The 17,876-nt window shown below is 60.1% G+C and carries 16 protein-coding genes; 7 read left to right on the top strand and 9 right to left on the bottom strand.

Going from position 1 to position 17,876, the window contains the following annotated elements; all coding sequences use genetic code 11:
• Positions 1–146 precede the first annotated feature (146 nt).
• Positions 147–1,316 carry a murein transglycosylase A gene (locus tag QF039_RS27230; protein ID WP_102370082.1) on the bottom strand — a complete coding sequence of 390 codons (1,170 nt, stop codon included), beginning with the start codon at positions 1,314–1,316 and terminating at the stop codon, positions 147–149.
• Positions 1,317–1,444: 128 nt separating this feature from the next.
• Here QF039_RS27230 and QF039_RS27225 point away from each other — a divergent pair, with 128 nt between their 5' ends.
• Positions 1,445–1,894, top strand: coding sequence for a cytochrome c (locus QF039_RS27225; protein ID WP_008434083.1), 450 nt, complete (start codon positions 1,445–1,447; stop codon positions 1,892–1,894).
• A gap of 7 nt (positions 1,895–1,901) precedes the next feature.
• Here QF039_RS27225 and QF039_RS27220 read toward each other — a convergent pair whose 3' ends face one another.
• The 4 genes from QF039_RS27220 to QF039_RS27205 form a co-directional block, all read right to left on the bottom strand.
• The gene (locus QF039_RS27220; protein WP_177020228.1) at positions 1,902–2,297 is read right to left on the bottom strand and encodes a DUF1090 domain-containing protein; all 396 of its coding nucleotides are present in this window, start codon (positions 2,295–2,297) and stop codon (positions 1,902–1,904) included.
• Positions 2,298–2,378: 81 nt separating this feature from the next.
• Entirely contained in the window at positions 2,379–4,064 is a 1,686-nt protein-coding gene (ligB, locus tag QF039_RS27215; protein WP_307523041.1) for an NAD-dependent DNA ligase LigB, read from the bottom strand.
• A 143-nt stretch (positions 4,065–4,207) separates the two neighbouring features.
• Positions 4,208–5,398, bottom strand: a complete 1,191-nt coding sequence (gene metK, locus QF039_RS27210; protein ID WP_003216863.1) for a methionine adenosyltransferase — start codon at positions 5,396–5,398, stop codon at positions 4,208–4,210.
• Between the two features lie 19 nt (positions 5,399–5,417).
• Positions 5,418–6,413 carry a metalloregulator ArsR/SmtB family transcription factor gene (locus QF039_RS27205; RefSeq protein ID WP_003216864.1) on the bottom strand — a complete coding sequence of 332 codons (996 nt, stop codon included), beginning with the start codon at positions 6,411–6,413 and terminating at the stop codon, positions 5,418–5,420.
• 249 nt (positions 6,414–6,662) lie between these two features.
• Here QF039_RS27205 and tkt point away from each other — a divergent pair, with 249 nt between their 5' ends.
• The 6 genes from tkt (at position 6,663) to fba (ending at position 13,017) form a co-directional block, all read left to right on the top strand.
• A complete protein-coding gene (gene tkt / locus QF039_RS27200) occupies positions 6,663–8,660 on the top strand; it encodes a transketolase (protein ID WP_102370080.1) in 1,998 nt (665 codons plus the stop codon).
• 209 nt (positions 8,661–8,869) lie between these two features.
• A complete protein-coding gene (gene epd, locus QF039_RS27195; protein WP_008434077.1) occupies positions 8,870–9,919 on the top strand; it encodes an erythrose-4-phosphate dehydrogenase in 1,050 nt (349 codons plus the stop codon).
• Between the two features lie 19 nt (positions 9,920–9,938).
• A complete protein-coding gene (locus QF039_RS27190) occupies positions 9,939–11,102 on the top strand; it encodes a phosphoglycerate kinase (RefSeq protein WP_008434075.1) in 1,164 nt (387 codons plus the stop codon).
• Between the two features lie 29 nt (positions 11,103–11,131).
• Positions 11,132–11,359, top strand: a complete 228-nt coding sequence (locus QF039_RS27185; protein ID WP_008434073.1) for a hypothetical protein — start codon at positions 11,132–11,134, stop codon at positions 11,357–11,359.
• Between the two features lie 60 nt (positions 11,360–11,419).
• On the top strand, positions 11,420–11,755 hold the full coding sequence (locus QF039_RS27180) for an MliC family protein (RefSeq protein ID WP_003216869.1): 336 nt from the start codon (positions 11,420–11,422) through the stop codon (positions 11,753–11,755).
• Between the two features lie 197 nt (positions 11,756–11,952).
• Positions 11,953–13,017 (top strand): class II fructose-bisphosphate aldolase, encoded by a 1,065-nt coding sequence (gene fba / locus QF039_RS27175; RefSeq protein WP_003177554.1) that lies wholly within the window; start codon positions 11,953–11,955, stop codon positions 13,015–13,017.
• 1,023 nt (positions 13,018–14,040) lie between these two features.
• Here the strand turns inward: fba and QF039_RS27170 are convergent.
• From QF039_RS27170 to QF039_RS27155, 4 genes are all read right to left on the bottom strand, one after another.
• Entirely contained in the window at positions 14,041–14,727 is a 687-nt protein-coding gene (locus QF039_RS27170) for a transposase (protein ID WP_307521623.1), read from the bottom strand.
• A 232-nt stretch (positions 14,728–14,959) separates the two neighbouring features.
• Complete coding sequence (locus QF039_RS27165; protein WP_008434070.1) at positions 14,960–15,253, bottom strand: hypothetical protein; 294 nt, start codon at positions 15,251–15,253, stop codon at positions 14,960–14,962.
• A 500-nt stretch (positions 15,254–15,753) separates the two neighbouring features.
• Positions 15,754–16,983 (bottom strand): alanine racemase, encoded by a 1,230-nt coding sequence (alr, locus tag QF039_RS27160; protein ID WP_134327449.1) that lies wholly within the window; start codon positions 16,981–16,983, stop codon positions 15,754–15,756.
• 141 nt (positions 16,984–17,124) lie between these two features.
• On the bottom strand, positions 17,125–17,790 hold the full coding sequence (locus QF039_RS27155; protein ID WP_003216876.1) for a polysaccharide lyase family 7 protein: 666 nt from the start codon (positions 17,788–17,790) through the stop codon (positions 17,125–17,127).
• Between the last annotated feature and the right edge of the window lie 86 nt (positions 17,791–17,876).

Genomic DNA, 17,876 nt, shown 5'->3' with positions numbered 1-17,876 from the left:
CGGGCTTGCTCGCGAATGCGGTGGATCAGTCGATACATCCGGTGACTGACACACCGCATTCGCGAGCAAGCCCGCTCCCACACAAGCCCGCTCCCACACAAGCCCGCTCCCACACAAGCCCGCTCCCACATAGACCTTGGTGTTCTTCAGGTGCCTGTCGGCACATCCGGCACTTTTGGCAACGCTGCGCCTTTGGGCCACAGCATCCAGATCTGGCCCTGCTGCTTCATGTTGCCCGCCAACTCGCCGGCGGCATCACCGGTGCCCCAGAACAGGTCGGCCCGCACTTCGCCGGTAATTGCACCGCCGGTGTCCTGCGCGGCCACCGGGCGGGCAATCGGCGCACCATCCGGTCGGGTAGTCGACAGCCACAACAGGCTGCCCAGCGGAATTACCTTGCGGTCCACCGCGACGCTATAACCCGCAGTCAGTGGCACGTTCAGCGAGCCACGGGGGCCTTCGTTGCTGTCGGGGCGTGCACTGAAGAATACGTAGCTGGGGTTGCTTGCCAGCAATTCAGGAATGCGCTGCGGATGCGCCTTGGCCCAGGCCGCGATGGCGCCCATGGTCACGTCTTCTTTTTTCAGCTCGCCTTGCTCCACCAGCCAGCGGCCGATGGGGCGGTACGGGTAGCCATTCTGGTCGCCGTAACCGACACGCAATTGGCGGCCATCGGCCAGTTGGATGCGGCCCGAACCCTGGATCTGCAGGAATTGCAGGTCCATCGGATTGGTCAGCCAGGCGATGGGCTTGGCGGTGGAGCCTTGGTGGTTGATGGTGCTGGCGTCGTCATAGGGTTTGAGTACCCGGCCTTCCAGGCGACCGCGCAGGCGCTTGCCCTTGAGCTCCGGGTAGATGCTTTCCAGGTTGACGATGATCAGGTCATCCGGCACGCCGAACACCGGTACATGGGCGGTTGCGGTTTCGGTGAGGCTGCCGGGGTAAACCGGTTCGTAGTAGCCTGTGATCAGGCCGTTGGGGCTGTTGTCTGCCGAGCGCAGGCCGTAGACGTCGAGGTTGGCCTTGAGGAAGTCACGAATCGCCACTGCGGTCGACGGCACGGTGGCCGATGCCGCGCACGTCGCGCCCCATACCGGGTCAGCCTTGAGGCGTTGACAGGCACTGCGCCAGGATTCGAAGCCGGCTTGCAGGTCGCTGTCCGACACGGCCGGCAGGTTTTCCCAGGTGGCGCCGACGTAGGTAGCAATGGCGTGGGGCTTGGCTTTTTCGTCCTTGCCGGTGTCGCAACCGGCCAGCAGCGCGATCATTGGCAGGGCCCACACGAGGCGGCGCCAAGGCTTAAAACGGGTATTCATACACAAAATTCCTGAAGCGATTGCTCGTATCGGCTGGCGTTCGAGCAACCCTTATTATTAATGGGGGTATTGGTCTTTGCGGGCGGGGCGAGGATACTGGCCGCCGTTTCCCGTGACCTTGAGCCATCATGACTTTTAAAAGACTGACCGTTGTATTGCTGGCCTGCCTGACACTGTCCGCCTGCGGCGGGGTTGATCCGAATTCGCCCCTTGGCCAGCGCAAGGCCATTTTCAAGCAGATGCTCAAGACTGGCGAAGACCTGGGCGGCATGTTGCGTGGGCGCATTCCGTTCGACGGCGGCAAATTTGCCGAAGGCGCGGTCAAGCTTGATGCGTTGTCCCACGAACCGTGGAAACATTTCCCGAGCGTGCGTGAAGAAGACCACACCAGCGCCAAGGACGACGTGTGGCAGCAGCAGGCACGCTTCCAGGAAATGGCTCGAAACCTTGAAACGGCCACCGGTGAATTGGTGATCGCCAGCCAGGTCCAGCCCTACAAGGCCAGCAACCTCGGGCCGGCGGTGCAGAAAGTCGAAGATGCCTGCACCGCGTGCCATAAACAGTTCCGCGATCACTGAGGCCGTCTTACTTGTCCAGTTCGTCCAGGGCTTCCTGCAAGTCCTTGCGTGACTGGGCCAGCTTGTCCTTGCGCTTGTTGATCTTCTCGGAATCACCCTTCTTCATGGCCTTGTCGAGGTCAGCCTGACGGCGGCTGACTTCGTGCTTGGCGTCGAGCACCTTGTTTTCCCGCTCCTTTTTCAAGGAGGCATCGGTGCAGTTGGCGGTGACTTCACTCAAGGCTTTTTCCAGGCCGGCTTGTTGCTCACTGTTGCCGTGGGCCTTGGCTTGTTCGATCTGGGTGCTGATGGACTCGCGCTTGGCGGCGCAGCCTGTGAGTGGCGCAGCTTCCTCGGCTGCCAGCAATGGCGCGGACATAAGGGTAGCGACGGTCAACAGGGCAAAAGGTGCAAGAAATTTCATAAAGGCTCCAAGGCAAACAAGGTCGCAATCAGGTGGGCAGGATGAATTCTGCCGGCACCGGTTAATGCCGTCGGGCAGAGGTCAAAAACCATCTATCCCGGCAGCCCGTAATGTTTCACTCAAGGCCAGTACCTGCGGGTCGCGAAAAAAAGCGCTCAGTTGCGCCGCGCGACCCGGGCCTATGCCGTCTTCGGCCAGCCAGGCTTGAGTGTCTCTGGCGGCCAGGGTTTGCCAGCCGCCTTGTAGATTGTTGCGGGCCGTGGGCGGTACTCCCAGGGCCATCAGCCATTGCGCGAACGGTCGCTGCCGGGCGCTGCGCAAGCTGTCGAGTAAACGCGCACTGCTGCGTTCGCCGAAGCCATCAATGTTAGCAAGCTCTGCCTCATCCAGGGTTAACCAATCGAGCAGGCCGTCGATCAGGCCGGCCTGGATCAAGGTGTTCCAGGTTTCGCGGCCGATGTGTGGCAGGGCCAGGCCCTGGGCGCCGCTCAGCCAGGTCAGGCGCGCGAGCAGCTGTTCTTCGCAACCCGGGGCCAGTTGCCAGCAACTCAAGGGGTGGAAGTCCCTGGCCTGCGGGACCTGCAGCTCGGCCCGTGGCTGGCTGCGCAGGATGACGCGGTCAAGGCGTGGGATGACGTGCCCGGCGAGGCTGATGGAGACCTGGTCGCCAGTACGGATATCCAGTTCCCGCCAGCGTTTCAGCGAACCGACACTGACCCGGCTGATCTTCCGGTCATCGAGCAGTACCGGTTCCAACTCCAGGATGGAGGTGATGCGCCCGGTGCGGCCAATCTTGAAGTGCACCTTGCGCACATGGGCCAGTGCCTTGGCCACCGGGTACTTCCAGGCAACCGCCCAGTAGGGCGCGCTGACCCGCCAGCGCTCGGCCGGGGCCCGCTGGCCTTGATGCAATACCACGCCGTCGCTGGCGAAGGGCAGCGGGTGGCTGTACCAATAGCTGCGCCAGTGCGCCGCTTCGGTAATGTCCTTGATCGGGTGGCTGTAGCGCCCGCTGTCGGTGAAGCCCCACTGCGCCAGCTGGCTCAGCCGCTCGGAAAAGTCATCGGGGCCCTGGGGCCAGGCCCAGACAAACAGACCGATATTGGCGGCCTCGGCGTCGCTCAACTGCCGGCGATTCATCAGCCCGGCCACTTTGCCGCGGGCGCCGAGGCCACCTTTGGCAGCTTGCACATGGTCATTCAGTCGCCAATAGAGTTCGCCCTGCAACAACAGGTCAACGGGCTCGGGCAGTTGCTGCACGATCCCCGGAATCCGGCGGGCGGAGGCTGACCAATCCTGGCCCAGCCGGCCATCGCCGCGACTGATGACCCGGCTCAACCGGCCCTTGCGGTAAACCAGCGTGACGGCGACGCCATCGACCTTGGGCTGGATCCACACGTCCTGGCGAGTCCCCAGCCAGGTTTGCACGGCGTTATCGTCCAGCAGTTTTTCCAGACCGGTGTGGGGCGTCGGGTGGGCGATCGTGCCCCGCGCGCTGCCCAGCGGGTCGTCCGTGACTGGGGCGGAGGGGGTGAAACACCTGCGCCATTGGGCAAGGCGCTGGCTGGCCTGGTCATACAGCTCATCGCTGATCAATGACTGGCCGAGCCGGTGGTAGCTGTCATCCCACAAGCGGATTTGTTGCGCCAGGGTGCTGATCTGGGCACGGGCGTGATCGGCCTCCCAGTCGGGGCACTCCTGCGACCACGCAGTGAGCGGCGAGAAGCTGAGTAAAAGGAAAAACAGCCAGCGCATAAGTGACGTCATCATGAGCATCCTTGCTCTGAAAAGGGCGCCCAGCCTAAGCCATCCCCGCGGGCATAAAAAAGCCCCGCAACCGCGAGGCTTTTTACCCGATGTTTCTGCTCGCTTGAACAGAACGCCGGGGCTTTGTGTACACCGTAGGACGATTACAGGCCGGCGGCAGTACGCAGGTCGTTGGCACGGTCGGTCTTTTCCCAGGTGAACGTAGTAAACGTGTCGTTGCCGACAGTCTTCTGCTCAGGGGTACGACCGAAGTGGCCGTAGGCCGCAGTTTCCTGGTACATCGGGTGCAGCAGGTCGAGCATGGTGGTGATTGCGTAAGGGCGCAGGTCGAAGATCTCACGCACCAGCTTGACGATCTTGTCGTCGCTGATCTTGCCGGTACCGAAGGTGTTCAGCGAGATCGACGTAGGCTGGGCCACACCGATTGCGTAGGACACCTGAATCTCGCAACGCTCGGCCAGGCCGGCGGCCACGATGTTCTTGGCCACGTAACGACCGGCGTAGGCCGCCGAACGGTCAACCTTGGATGGATCCTTGCCGGAGAACGCGCCACCGCCGTGACGGGCCATGCCGCCGTAGCTGTCGACGATGATCTTGCGACCGGTCAAGCCGCAGTCGCCCACCGGGCCACCGATGATGAACTGGCCGGTCGGGTTGATGTGGAACTGGGTGTCCTTGGTCAGCAGTTCGGCAGGCAGCACGTGCTTGACGATCAGCTCCATGACGCCTTCGCGCAGGTCGGCGTAGGAAACGTCCGGGTTGTGCTGGGTCGACAGTACCACCGCGTCGATGGCGACGACTTTGCCGCCTTCATAACGGCAGGTCACCTGGGACTTGGCGTCCGGGCGCAGCCATGGCAATGCACCGGATTTACGGGCTTCGGCCTGGCGCTTCACCAACTGGTGGGAGAAGGTGATCGGTGCCGGCATCAGCACGTCGGTTTCGTTGCTGGCATAGCCGAACATCAGGCCCTGGTCGCCGGCGCCCTGATCTTCAGGCTTGGCACGGTCTACACCCTGGTTGATGTCAGGGGACTGCTTGCCGATGATGTTCATCACGCCGCAGGTCGCACCGTCGAAGCCGACGTCGGAGCTGTTGTAGCCGATGTCGATGATCACATCACGCACGATCTGCTCCAGGTCTACCCAGGCAGAGGTGGTGACTTCGCCGGCGATGATCGCCACGCCCGTTTTCACCAGAGTCTCGCACGCCACTCGGGCGAACTTGTCTTCAGCGATGATGGCGTCCAGCACCGCGTCAGAGATCTGGTCGGCGATTTTGTCCGGATGCCCTTCAGACACGGACTCGGAGGTGAAAAGGGAGTATTCGCTCATCTCGATGTTTTCCTGATATTTACCGATGGTGAGTGTCGCCAGCCGGCCGCTGAAAATGGCGGACCTGAATCTGGAAACCATTACGTAAACCTACATAGAGGCTTTCCCCGGGAACGAGTCCCGCAGCGGTGGCCCAACGGGCCAGATCGTCCTGTTCAAAACCCAGCCAGAGATCACCGCAGGCTTCCCTGGCCCAACTCTGGTTGTGGCTGCATAAATCCGTGACCAACAGGCTGCCGCCTGGTTGCAGCAAATTCGCCATCTGCCTGAGGGCGTCTGCCGGGGCGGCGAAATGGTGCAGGACCATGTTCAGCACCACGCAATCGGCCCGCAGGCTGGTGTCATTCAGGGCGTCCGCCAACTGCAGGTGGACATTGCCCAGCGCTTCGCGCTCACACAATTGGCGGGCCAGCTCCAGCATCGCCGGGCTGTTGTCCAGCGCCGTGACCTGATGAAAGCGCCGCGCCAGCTCCGGCAGGAAGCCGCCATCACCCGGGCCCACTTCGACCGCCGTAGCCTCATCACTGAAGCTCAGCTTGTCCAAAAGTGCCAGCACGCTTTCGCGGTATTGCGCCAAGCCGGCGATCAGATCCTGCTGGGCGCGAAACTTCTCGGCTACCCGTGAGAAAAAGTCCTGGCTGGCGGCAGCACGTTGCCCGTGCACCTGGCTGATGCGCGACTGCACGTCAGCCGGCAGCGCCAGGCTGTCTATTTCTTCGAGCAGAGCGGCGTGCAGCTTGCCGCCCAGTTGCTCGGTGTGGGGCAGGGCGCGACGGTAAAAAATCGCATTGCCCTCGCGGCGGGTCGCCACCAGGTCGGCCTGGGCCAGTACCTTCAAGTGGTGGCTCATGCCGGATTGGCCGATGGCGAAGATCTGCGCCAGCTCCAGCACCCCGAACGAATCGTTGGTCAGCGCGCGCAACACATTCAGGCGCAACGGATCGCCACCGGCCTTGCACAGGGCCGCCAGCTCGTCGCTGTCGTCGGGTCGAATGGAAGGTGCGCTCAGGTTCATAAGGCCAGCAGTCTAGTGACGGTGGGAAAACCCCGCAAGGGCAATATCAAAAAGTTTTGATATTGGTCGATAATCGGTGGTTATAAGCAGCCGCTATAACCCATGGACGAAGCGGGGGGCGGTTTCTCCAGTCAATCCGCAGGAAAAACACCCCCAAGTGACTATCTGTGATTGCCCCGAGGGCCGTGGCTGAGGGAAAATGCCGATCCTTTTTTCCGTTTCTTTTATTCAACCTCCAGGAGATCAGCGATGCCCAGCCGTCGTGAGCGTGCCAACGCCATTCGTGCCCTCAGCATGGATGCCGTGCAAAAAGCCAACAGCGGCCATCCCGGTGCCCCGATGGGCATGGCGGATATCGCCGAGGTACTTTGGCGTGACTACCTGAAACACAACCCGAGCAACCCGTCGTTCGCCGACCGTGACCGGTTCATCCTGTCCAACGGCCACGGCTCGATGCTGATCTACTCGTTGCTGCACCTGACCGGCTACGACGTCACCATCGACGACCTGAAAAACTTCCGCCAGATCCACAGCCGCACCCCGGGCCACCCGGAATACGGCTACACCCCTGGCGTTGAGACCACCACCGGTCCACTGGGCCAGGGCCTGGCCAACGCCGTGGGTTTTGCCCTGGCTGAAAAAGTGCTGGCTGCGCAGTTCAACCGCCCGAACCACAACATTGTCGACCACCACACCTACGTGTTCCTCGGTGATGGCTGCATGATGGAAGGCATTTCCCACGAAGTCGCCTCCCTGGCCGGTACCCTGGGCCTGGGCAAGCTGATCGCCTTCTACGATGACAACGGCATCTCCATCGACGGCGAAGTCGAAGGCTGGTTCACCGACGACACGCCTAAGCGTTTCGAAGCCTACAACTGGCAGGTGATCCGCAACGTCGACGGCCACGATCCTGAAGAGATCAAGACCGCCATCGACACCGCCCGCAAGAGCGAGCAGCCGACCCTGATCTGCTGCAAGACCACCATCGGCTTCGGTTCGCCGAACAAGCAAGGCAAGGAAGACTGCCACGGCGCCCCACTGGGTGACGCGGAAATCGCCCTGACCCGCGCTGCGCTGAAGTGGAACCACGGCCCGTTCGAAATCCCGGCTGACATCTACGCCGAGTGGAACGCCAAGGAAGCCGGCCTGGCGGTCGAAGCCGAGTGGGACCAGCGTTTCGCGGCCTACTCCGCCGAATTCCCTGAGTTGGCCAACGAACTGGTTCGCCGCCTGGCCGGTGACCTGCCTGCCGACTTCGCTGAAAAGGCCTCGGCCTACATTGCCGAAGTGGCGGCCAAGGGCGAAACCATCGCCAGCCGTAAAGCCAGCCAGAACACCCTGAACGCGTTCGGCCCGCTGCTGCCTGAGTTCCTCGGCGGTTCGGCTGACCTGGCCGGTTCCAACCTGACCCTGTGGAAAGGTTGCAAAGGTGTCTCGGCGGAAGACGCCAGCGGCAACTACATGTACTACGGCGTGCGCGAGTTCGGCATGAGCGCCATCATGAACGGCGTCGCCCTGCACGGCGGCCTGGTGCCTTACGGCGCGACCTTCCTGATGTTCATGGAATACGCGCGCAACGCCGTACGCATGGCGTCGTTGATGAAGAAGCGTGTGATCTTCGTCTACACCCACGACTCCATCGGCCTGGGCGAAGACGGCCCGACGCACCAGCCGGTCGAGCAATTGACCAGCCTGCGCACCACGCCGAACCTGGACACCTGGCGCCCATCGGACGCAGTCGAGTCGGCTGTGGCCTGGAAGCACGCGATCGAGCGCAAGGACGGCCCTTCGGCGCTGATCTTCTCCCGTCAGAACCTGCAGCACCAAACCCGCGACGCGGCGCAGATCGAAGGCATCAGCCGTGGTGGCTACGTGCTGAAAGACTGCATCGGCGAGCCGGAGCTGATCCTGATCTCCACCGGTTCCGAAGTGGGCCTGGCGGTTCAGGCTTACGACAAGCTGACTGCCGCCGGTCGCAACGTGCGTGTGGTTTCCATGCCGTGCACCAGCGTCTTCGAAGCCCAGGACGCCGACTACAAGCAATCGGTGTTGCCGTTGCAGGTCAGCGCACGTATCGCCATCGAAGCGGCTCACGCCGACTACTGGTACAAGTACGTGGGCCTGGAAGGTCGCGTGATCGGCATGACCACCTACGGTGAGTCGGCGCCGGCGCCAGCGTTGTTCGAAGAGTTCGGTTTCACCCTGGAAAACATCCTGGGTCAGGCTGAAGAGCTGCTGGAAGACTAAAGCGCGTCCCCTTGTAGGAGCGAGCTTGTTGTGGCGAGGGAGCTTGCTCCCGCTGGGCTGCGAAGCGGCCCCAAGCCGTGCGATCGAGATGTGTCAGGTACACCTCGTCAGCCGGTCTGGGAGTGCTTCGCACTCCAGCGGGAGCAAGCTCCCTCGCCACACAAGCGAGTTCCTGCAAAGGTTTGTGTCGCCCACAATGCGAGAACCCCATGCCTCAACCGCGTCCCTACAAAGTTGCACTCAACGGCTACGGCCGGATTGGTCGTTGCGTCTTGCGTGCTCTGTTCGAGCGAGGGCCGGCGGCCGGGTTTGAAATTGTCGCGATCAACGATCTGGCGGACATGGCCAGCATCGAATACCTGACACGCTTTGACTCCACCCACGGCCGGTTCCCCGGCGAAGTGCGGGTCGAGGACGATTGTCTGCATATTAATGGCAACTGCGTGAAGGTCCTGCGCAGTGCCACCCCTGAGGGCATCGACTGGGCGGCGCTGGACGTCGACCTGGTGCTGGAATGCTCCGGTGCCTATCACACCCGTGCCGACGGCCAGCGGTTTCTCGACGCCGGCGCACCACGGGTCCTGTTTTCCCAGCCGATGGCCAGCGAGGCGGATGTCGACGCCACCATCGTCTACGGCGTGAACCAGGATTGCCTGACCGGTGCCGAATTGCTGGTGTCCAACGCCTCCTGCACCACCAACTGCGGCGTGCCGCTGTTGCGCCTGCTGGACCAGGCGATTGGCCTGGAATACGTGTCGATCACCACCATTCACTCGGCAATGAACGATCAGCCGGTGATTGACGCTTACCACCATGAAGACCTGCGCCGTACGCGTTCGGCGTTTCAGTCGGTGATTCCGGTGTCCACCGGCCTGGCGCGCGGTATCGAGCGACTGTTGCCGGAACTTGCCGGGCGAATCCAGGCCAAAGCCGTACGGGTACCGACGGTGAATGTGTCTTGCCTGGACATCACCATGCAAACCGTCAGCGACACCGATGCCGGCGAAGTCAACCGGATCCTGCGCGACGCCGCCACCAGCGGCCCGCTCAAAGGCCTGTTGGCCTACACCGAGTTGCCGCACGCCAGCTGTGATTTCAACCACGACCCGCATTCGGCCATCGTCGATGCCAGCCAGACCCGCGTTTCCGGCCCACGGCTGGTGAACATCCTGGCTTGGTTCGACAACGAATGGGGTTTTGCCAACCGAATGCTGGACGTTGCAGAACACTATCTGCAAACAGCCTCTCCACAACTTTAGCTCTCAGGAATTGCCCCCCATGACCGTGTTGAAGATGACCGACCTCGATCTGCAAGGTAAGCGCGTACTGATCCGCGAAGACCTCAACGTCCCAGTCAAGGACGGTGTTGTCACCAGCGATGCGCGAATCCTGGCCTCGCTGCCGACCATCAAGCTGGCCCTGGAAAAAGGCGCGGCCGTGATGGTCTGCTCCCACTTGGGTCGTCCGACCGAAGGTGAATTCTCGGCAGAAAACAGCCTCAAGCCTGTAGCTGAATATTTGAGCAAGGCCCTGGGCCGCGACGTGCCGTTGGTAGCCGACTACCTGAACGGTGTGGACGTGAAGGCTGGCGACATCGTGCTGTTCGAAAACGTGCGCTTCAACAAGGGCGAGAAAAAGAACAGCGACGAACTGGCCCAGCAATACGCTGCCCTGTGCGACGTGTTCGTGATGGACGCCTTCGGCACCGCGCACCGTGCCGAGGGTTCGACCCACGGCGTGGCCAAGTTTGCCAAAGTTGCCGCAGCTGGCCCGTTGCTGGCGGCTGAACTGGACGCACTGGGCAAGGCCCTCGGCGCTCCGGCCCAACCGATGGCGGCCATCGTTGCCGGCTCCAAGGTGTCCACCAAGCTCGACGTGCTGAACAGCCTGAGCCAGATCTGCAACCAGCTGATCGTCGGCGGCGGCATTGCCAACACCTTCCTGGCGGCTGCCGGTCACCCGGTGGGCAAATCGCTGTACGAGCCGGACCTGCTGGAAACCGCCCGCGCCATTGCCGCCAAGGTCAGCGTGCCGCTGCCGGTAGACGTGGTGGTGGCCAAGGAATTCGCTGAAAGCGCCGAAGCCACCGTCAAGCTGATCGCTGACGTTGCCGCTGACGACATGATCCTGGACATCGGCCCGCAAACGGCAGCCAACTTCGCTGAACTGCTGAAGTCGTCCAAGACCATCCTGTGGAACGGCCCGGTCGGCGTGTTCGAGTTCGACCAGTTCGGCAACGGCACCAAAGTGCTGGCCCATGCCATCGCTGAAAGCTCGGCATTTTCCATCGCTGGCGGTGGCGACACCCTGGCGGCCATCGATAAATATGGCGTTGCTGACCAGATCTCCTACATTTCTACGGGGGGTGGGGCGTTCCTCGAATTCGTTGAAGGCAAGGTACTGCCGGCTGTCGAAGTGCTGGAAAGCCGGGCCAAGGGATAAGGCACTTGCTGAGGAAAAGGAGCATTCCGATGATCAGGTCGTTGGCACTGGTGATTGCAGCGGGCCTGCTGGCCGGCTGCGGCAGCACGCCGAAAGCGGCGCCCGAGTCTGAAAAGGCCGGGGCGGCGCGGCAAAAGAGTTGCTACCAGGCTGACTGGCAAGCCGAAACCATGCCGGTGATCAACAAGCGCATCGGGCCGGACGGGTTGGAGAAATACGACTCTGCGCCCAACGGTCAGGAACAGGGTTGCCCTTGACGGGTCTGATTCACTAACCGACAGCAGCGGTGGCCGCAGGTCGCCGCTTGAGGATTGGCAATGAAAGGCGTTTTCGCCCTGGCGGCACTGGCGTTATTGGCCGGATGCACCAACCTGAACATGTTCGACAAGAAGGCAGAGCCGGCAGACAAGTGGACCACCTGGACGTGTGACAGCCAGGCGCAAGTCAACTGGCGGTTTGCCGACCAGGCCCGCACCCAGGTGGATGTGCGCCTCGGCGGCTCGGACCAGGTGTATCGCCTCAAGCAGGACGTGGCGGCCTCGGGCGTGCTGTACAGCGACGGCCAGTTGGCGTTTCACACAAAAGGTGAGGAAGGCCTGGTTTACTGGGTTGCCACCGATGATTTGATCGGGCGCGGCTGTAAAGCGCAATAACACGCCGCGATCACCTGTAGGAGCCGGCTTGCCGGCGATAGCGTCAGCCGCCATCGCCGGCAAGCCGGCTCCTACAGACAGGTTTAACGATTAAGCAGGGCAGGCTTTGAAAGCCTGACCTTCAATAACTTGAATAGCAGCCGCCGCTACGGCAGGCTTGCACGATTAACGACCCTCGACCGGGAGAGAGACTCACAATGGCACTTATCAGCATGCGCCAGATGTTGGACCACGCAGCCGAATTCGGCTATGGCGTTCCAGCCTTCAACGTCAACAACCTTGAGCAGATGCGCGCCATTATGGAAGCCGCTGACAAGACTGACTCTCCAGTGATCGTCCAGGCTTCGGCCGGCGCGCGCAAATACGCCGGTGCCCCGTTCCTGCGTCACCTGATCCTCGCCGCGATCGAAGAATTCCCGCACATCCCGGTGTGCATGCACCAGGACCACGGCACCAGCCCTGACGTGTGCCAGCGCTCCATCCAGCTGGGCTTCAGCTCGGTAATGATGGACGGTTCCCTGGGCGAAGACGGCAAGACCCCGACCGACTACGAATACAACGTACGCGTCACCCAACAAACCGTGGCCATGGCTCACGCCTGTGGCGTTTCGGTTGAAGGCGAGCTGGGCTGCCTGGGTTCCCTCGAAACCGGCATGGCCGGTGAAGAAGACGGTATCGGCGCCGAAGGCGTACTGGATCACAGCCAAATGCTGACCGATCCGGAAGAAGCCGCCGACTTCGTGAAAAAGACCCAAGTTGACGCCCTGGCCATCGCCATCGGCACCAGCCACGGCGCCTACAAATTCACCAAGCCACCTACCGGCGACGTGTTGGCCATCGACCGCATCAAGGAAATCCACAAGCGCATCCCGAACACCCACCTGGTGATGCACGGTTCTTCCTCGGTACCGCAAGAGTGGCTGGCGATCATCAACCAGTACGGCGGCGACATCAAAGAAACCTACGGCGTGCCGGTTGAAGAAATCGTCGAAGGCATCAAGTACGGCGTGCGCAAGGTCAACATCGACACCGACCTGCGCCTGGCCTCCACCGGTGCGATGCGTCGCCTGATGGCCACCAACCCCAGCGAGTTTGACCCGCGTAAGTTCTTCGGCGCGACTGTGACAGCGATGCGTGATGTGTGTATTGCTCGTTATGAGGCGTTTGGTACTGCGGGTAATGCTTCGAAGATCAAGCCGATCTCGTTGGAAGCGATGTACCAGCGGTATTTGAAAGGTGAGTTGAACGCTAAAGTTAATTGAGCTCGAAATTTCAAAGAAAAAACCCGCAGAAATGCGGGTTTTTTTAAGCCGAAGTTGCTTAACGTGCTAGCCGGCTATGGTTATAGGTGCGCTCCAGGCCGAATATGTGCTGGGATCGCTCTTAACCACGTAACTTTGGGCTTGGATTATATACCATTTGCCCGGTGCAATACTCAGATCGGAAGCCCATTGTCCAGTGGGTCCGGCAACGCCAGTTCCCACTACAGTGGCAGTGCCAGCGTCAGTAATAGCAACATTAACGCTGTGATTAGGCTCTGCAGATCCGAAAATCCTGGGGGTTGCCCCAAGTCCTGAAGCACCATTCGAAGGGGATGTGATGACCGGTGTCTGTGCCATATAAAATCTCCGTATATTTAGTTGAAATCACTAGGTTTTAATTAAAAAAAAGCGCCGCAATCAGCACTCCATGGCGCTTGTATTTAATAATAAGAACAATATAAGTTCGCGTAACCTGTGAGAAATTACAGTCTTTTATATTGTTTTCTTCTGGCTATGGTTTCAAAAAGATATATAACGAAATTTAGTTGGGCACCAAGTTAAACTAAGGCTCATGCGTCAATAAGAAAGCCCGCAGCAATGCCAGCTAATGTGGCTGAAATTTGATCAGGCGGCTGCGGGGGTGTCGAAGCCGCGGAACGATAAAGGGGACAGATTTATTTAAACGATAAAGGGGACAGATTTATTTAAATCACCATGGCGTACCACGTCCGCGATTGGTGATACGCAACCCTGTAATTTTCTCAATCTCATCTACAAAAACTGAATTGCCCGTCAACTGCCCTCGTTGTAATGCGTTCCTGATCAACTGAATTTCAGATGTTGGAATGCCTTGCTCAATAAGGGTGGCGTAGCTTGCTCGCTTTTCCTCAGGCGCTAGACCTGAAGTTTCAAAACAAGGGATCTCATCCAGCCAGTCAGCCGTAGCCGTCGTGTTGAAACGTGTATTGAAGCTGGACCACGGATAGTCGCTTGGATGGGATAAAGGGGACAGATTTATTTAAATCACCAAGGCCTACCCCGCCCGCGATTGGTGATACGCAACCCTGTAATTTTCTCAATCTCATCTACAAAAACTGAATTGCCCGTCAACTGCCCTCGTTGTAATGCGTTCCTGATCAACTGAATTTCAGATGTTGGAATGCCTTGCTCAATAAGGGCGACGTAGCGTGCTCGCTTTTCCTCAAGCGCTAGGCCTGACGTTTCAAAACAAGGGATCTCATCCAGCCAGTCAGCCGTGGTCGTCGTGTTGAAACGTGTATTGAAGCTGGACCACGGATAGTCGCTTGGATGAGCAACCATCTTGGCACGGATTGGATTGAGTTCGATGTATCGGGTGCACGCAAGTAGATAGGTATCGTTCTGAACAATGCTTGAACGGTATCGACTTTCCCAAAGCGTGCCCGTACGACCTTCCAGTCGGTTGCGGTAACGCGTCGTACGTGCTGCTAAGACCTTCATTAGCTTGGCTAATGCCATAGGGTCATCGCCCGGATCCAGCAAGAGGTGTACATGATTGGTCATAAGGCAAAAGGCGTACACCTTTACTGCCAGCGATCGTTTCAGTTCCCGCAAGTTCGTGAGGTAGTGTTCGAAATCTGATGCATCAGCAAAGACGACCTGCTTGTTATGACCACGTTGAACGACATGGTGTGGGTAATTAGGCAGTACCAGCCGTGCCATTCTGGGCATGTTGACCTCCTACTTCCATGTAGAGAGATAAAAGTGTAGCACTCGGAAAAACAGGGTTCGGCTTCACGTGTGTGGTGTGATGTGACGGGGGAATTCTCCTTCAAGGCTCCTTGGTGAACTGATAGGGCACGGGCCGAGTGGTAGGAGAGTGTCAGATAGTTCGACAAATAAATCTGTCCCCTTAAGAAAAAAGCGCCCGCAGGATGCGGGCTTTTTTGTGGCCGAAATTTGATCAGGCGGCTGCGGGGGTGTCGAAGCCGCGGTATTCGATGACGCGGAATACGTCGCTTACGTCCTGCACCAGGATGCGGGCGGTGTTGGCTACGTGGTTCAGGTCACGCTCCGCAAAATCGGGCAGGCTGGAGCAGGCCATTAAGTTGAGGTGTTCGAGGGCGGCGTTGAGGCGTTCACGCAGGCAGGCGTGCAGGTCCGTGAGTGGTGCATCGCTGTCGATCAGGAGTACCGGGTATTCGGTGGCTGTTTCGGTGCAGGGGGTGAAACGGCGGGGTGGGAGTTGTGGCTTCATGGCAAATCCTTAACTCAAAAGAAAATTGGCCACCGTTTGCTGCGAAACAAATAGGGTGGCAGCTGTACGCGGGTTCGCAGACCGAGGAGTTAAGACCCGGCAGACCCGAAGGTCTCCCACGTACAACCGCCATAAAAAGCCGAGCATTGGCAGGACTGCCTATGTCGTATTTTGACGGGTACGGTATTAACTCTGTAGGGCTGCGAAACCCTGTCGCCGTTCAATGCCGGCGACGGGGCGAACTATAAGCGGCGCTCCGATTCACCGCAACGGCCCTGTAGGACACAGAACCCCTGTGGGAGCCGGCGGTGCGACGATTCGACTTGCCCGCGATGGCGGTGTGCCAGTCGAAGAATAAGTTGGCTGATACACCGCCATCGCGGGCAAGTCGAATCGTCGCACCGCCAGCTCCCACAGGGATAAGTGTTGTTTAAGTGATTGTGTTAATCACCGAATGATCCTTGGGTCCATAGGACAGTGCCTACGAGATGTGAGGAGACTTAGTTCTCCACCAGCACCTTCGGATTCGAGTTACCCCACACCGTATACAGATCCGCCAGCAACGCACCGTTGATGTCTTCAACCTCCGCCTGGCTGGTCTCCACCGCGCCCTGCTTGCCGAACAACACCACTTCATCGCCGCTCTTCACGGTCGGCACGTCGGTGACATCGACCATCAGGGTGTTCATCGACACCTTGCCCACCACCGGCACCCGGTGCCCGTTGATCAGCACGATGCCTTTGTTGGTAAACGCCCGGCGATAGCCGTCGGAATAACCCACGGTGATGTTCGCCAGTTTCGAATCCCGCGCCAGGGTGTAGGTGCGGTCGTAGCCTACGGTGTTGCCTTTCGGGTAGCTGTTGACCGACGCCACGTGGGATTTGAACTGCATCACCCGCTTGTATTCGGTGAACGACGGCACGGTATCGCCAAACAGCAGGCCGCCCGGACGAACCATGTCCAGCCGCGACTCGGGTACTTCCAGGGTGGCGAAGGAGTTGGCGGCGTGCAGGGTGATTTTGCTGCGGTCGAGCTGGGCGACGCTGATCAGCCAGTTGGCTTGTTCGTTGAACGCCTTGAGCCCGGTGCGCACGTCGGCGGCATCTTCAACGGCGAAGTGGGTCATGATCGCCGTCACCTGCAGGTTTGGCACCTTGGTAATGGCTACGGCGTCGCGGCGGCCCTGGGCGGTGGTCATTTCCACACCGTTGCGGCTCATGCCGCTGGAGTTCAGGCCCAGGTGCACGACCAGTGGGCGGCCGTGGTTTTCGGCGATCAGGCTGGCGCGCACGGCGAAGTCCAGATTGCCCACCAGCTCTTCGACGTTATACGGCAACGCAGCTTCCAGCTCGCTCAGGGCGGCGGTGCGTACGCGGATCAGTTGGCCCTTGAAGCCGCTTTCACGGACCACGCGGGCTTCTTCGTTGCTGGCGATGCCGACGCAGGGCACGCCCAGTTTGATCACCGAGGGCATCAGTAAACCGATGCCGTGACCGTAGGCATCCGCCTTGAGCACGGCGCAGATTTTCGACTTGTCAGCGAGGCTGGCTTGCAGGGTGCGGATATTGTTTTCGAAGGCGACCTTGTTGATTTCGACCCAGGCGTTGCTGTCCTGGATATTGACCTGGGCCACCCCGTCGGCCATCGAGAGGGGCGGGGCGGCGAAGGCCGGGTTTTGCAGCAGTGCCATGCCCATAGAGAGGGCGAGCAGGGTGCGGGAAAAGGGCATTGGGCAGTCTCCATGACTTTCTTGTAGGGGGTAGTGCGCGTGCGCGGCGCCATACTCGGATTGTCCTACAAGAAAGTCGAGACCCTGGGTCGCGGTTCTGTCCTAAAGCGTCGTGGGACCGGTCGCTGAAGCGAATCAGCTTCAGTCGTGGTCAATGTCCAGCTTGGCAAACGTCACGCGGGCGCCTTCCTTGCTGTTGCCGCTGTTGTCCTGCACGTAGGCGCCGGCCTTGAAGTACAGCGGCTGTTTGCCCCACGCAGCGCCGATGCGTTCGTTCCATTGCCCGTTGGCGGCGTCGACGCTCAGCAGGCCGGCCTTGTTCAGGTGGATGACGTAGGTGAAGTCGCGGTCCAGCGGTACGTTCTCGGCGACGATGATCACCCGGCCTTCCGACTCGTCAGGGCGCATGCGCACCTTGGCGACGATGTTGCCGGTCTGGGTTTTTTCCTTGTATTGGTATTCGACCTTGATCAGTGGCTTCTGGCTTTCGTAGGCGTGGATTTGACCGATCACTACCTTGCCGGACGACGGCACCTTGTTGACCGCCAACGTGGCACGCAGGAAATTGTCGGCGTCGCTGTACAGCCAGTTGCGCAGGCGGCCGTCGGCGTAGGTTTCCCGCAGTTCGCTGCGAGGGTAAACGGCGTTCTCGGTACGCGTGCCGGTCACCGGGGTCCAGAATTGCACGCTGCTGCCTTCGGCCTGGAAGTATTGGTCCTTGAACCCGCTGAGCAGTTTCGGCGTGTCGATGGTCGAGGGCGGGGAGCCGACGGGGATGCTCAGGTTCCAGGTGGACAGATCAATCATTGAATACGCCTTTAACGGGGAGAGAAGGCCTTGGCTCGGGAGCCGGCACTTTCTTTATAGGTGGCTCGAAATGGATTGTTAATGGC

Origin of the sequence: Pseudomonas sp. W2I6 (genome assembly GCF_030815935.1) — a bacterium.
In the GTDB taxonomy this organism is placed as follows: domain Bacteria; phylum Pseudomonadota; class Gammaproteobacteria; order Pseudomonadales; family Pseudomonadaceae; genus Aquipseudomonas.
The sequence above is the reverse complement of the archived record's forward strand: the minus strand, read 5'-3'. Positions and strand labels throughout refer to the sequence as shown.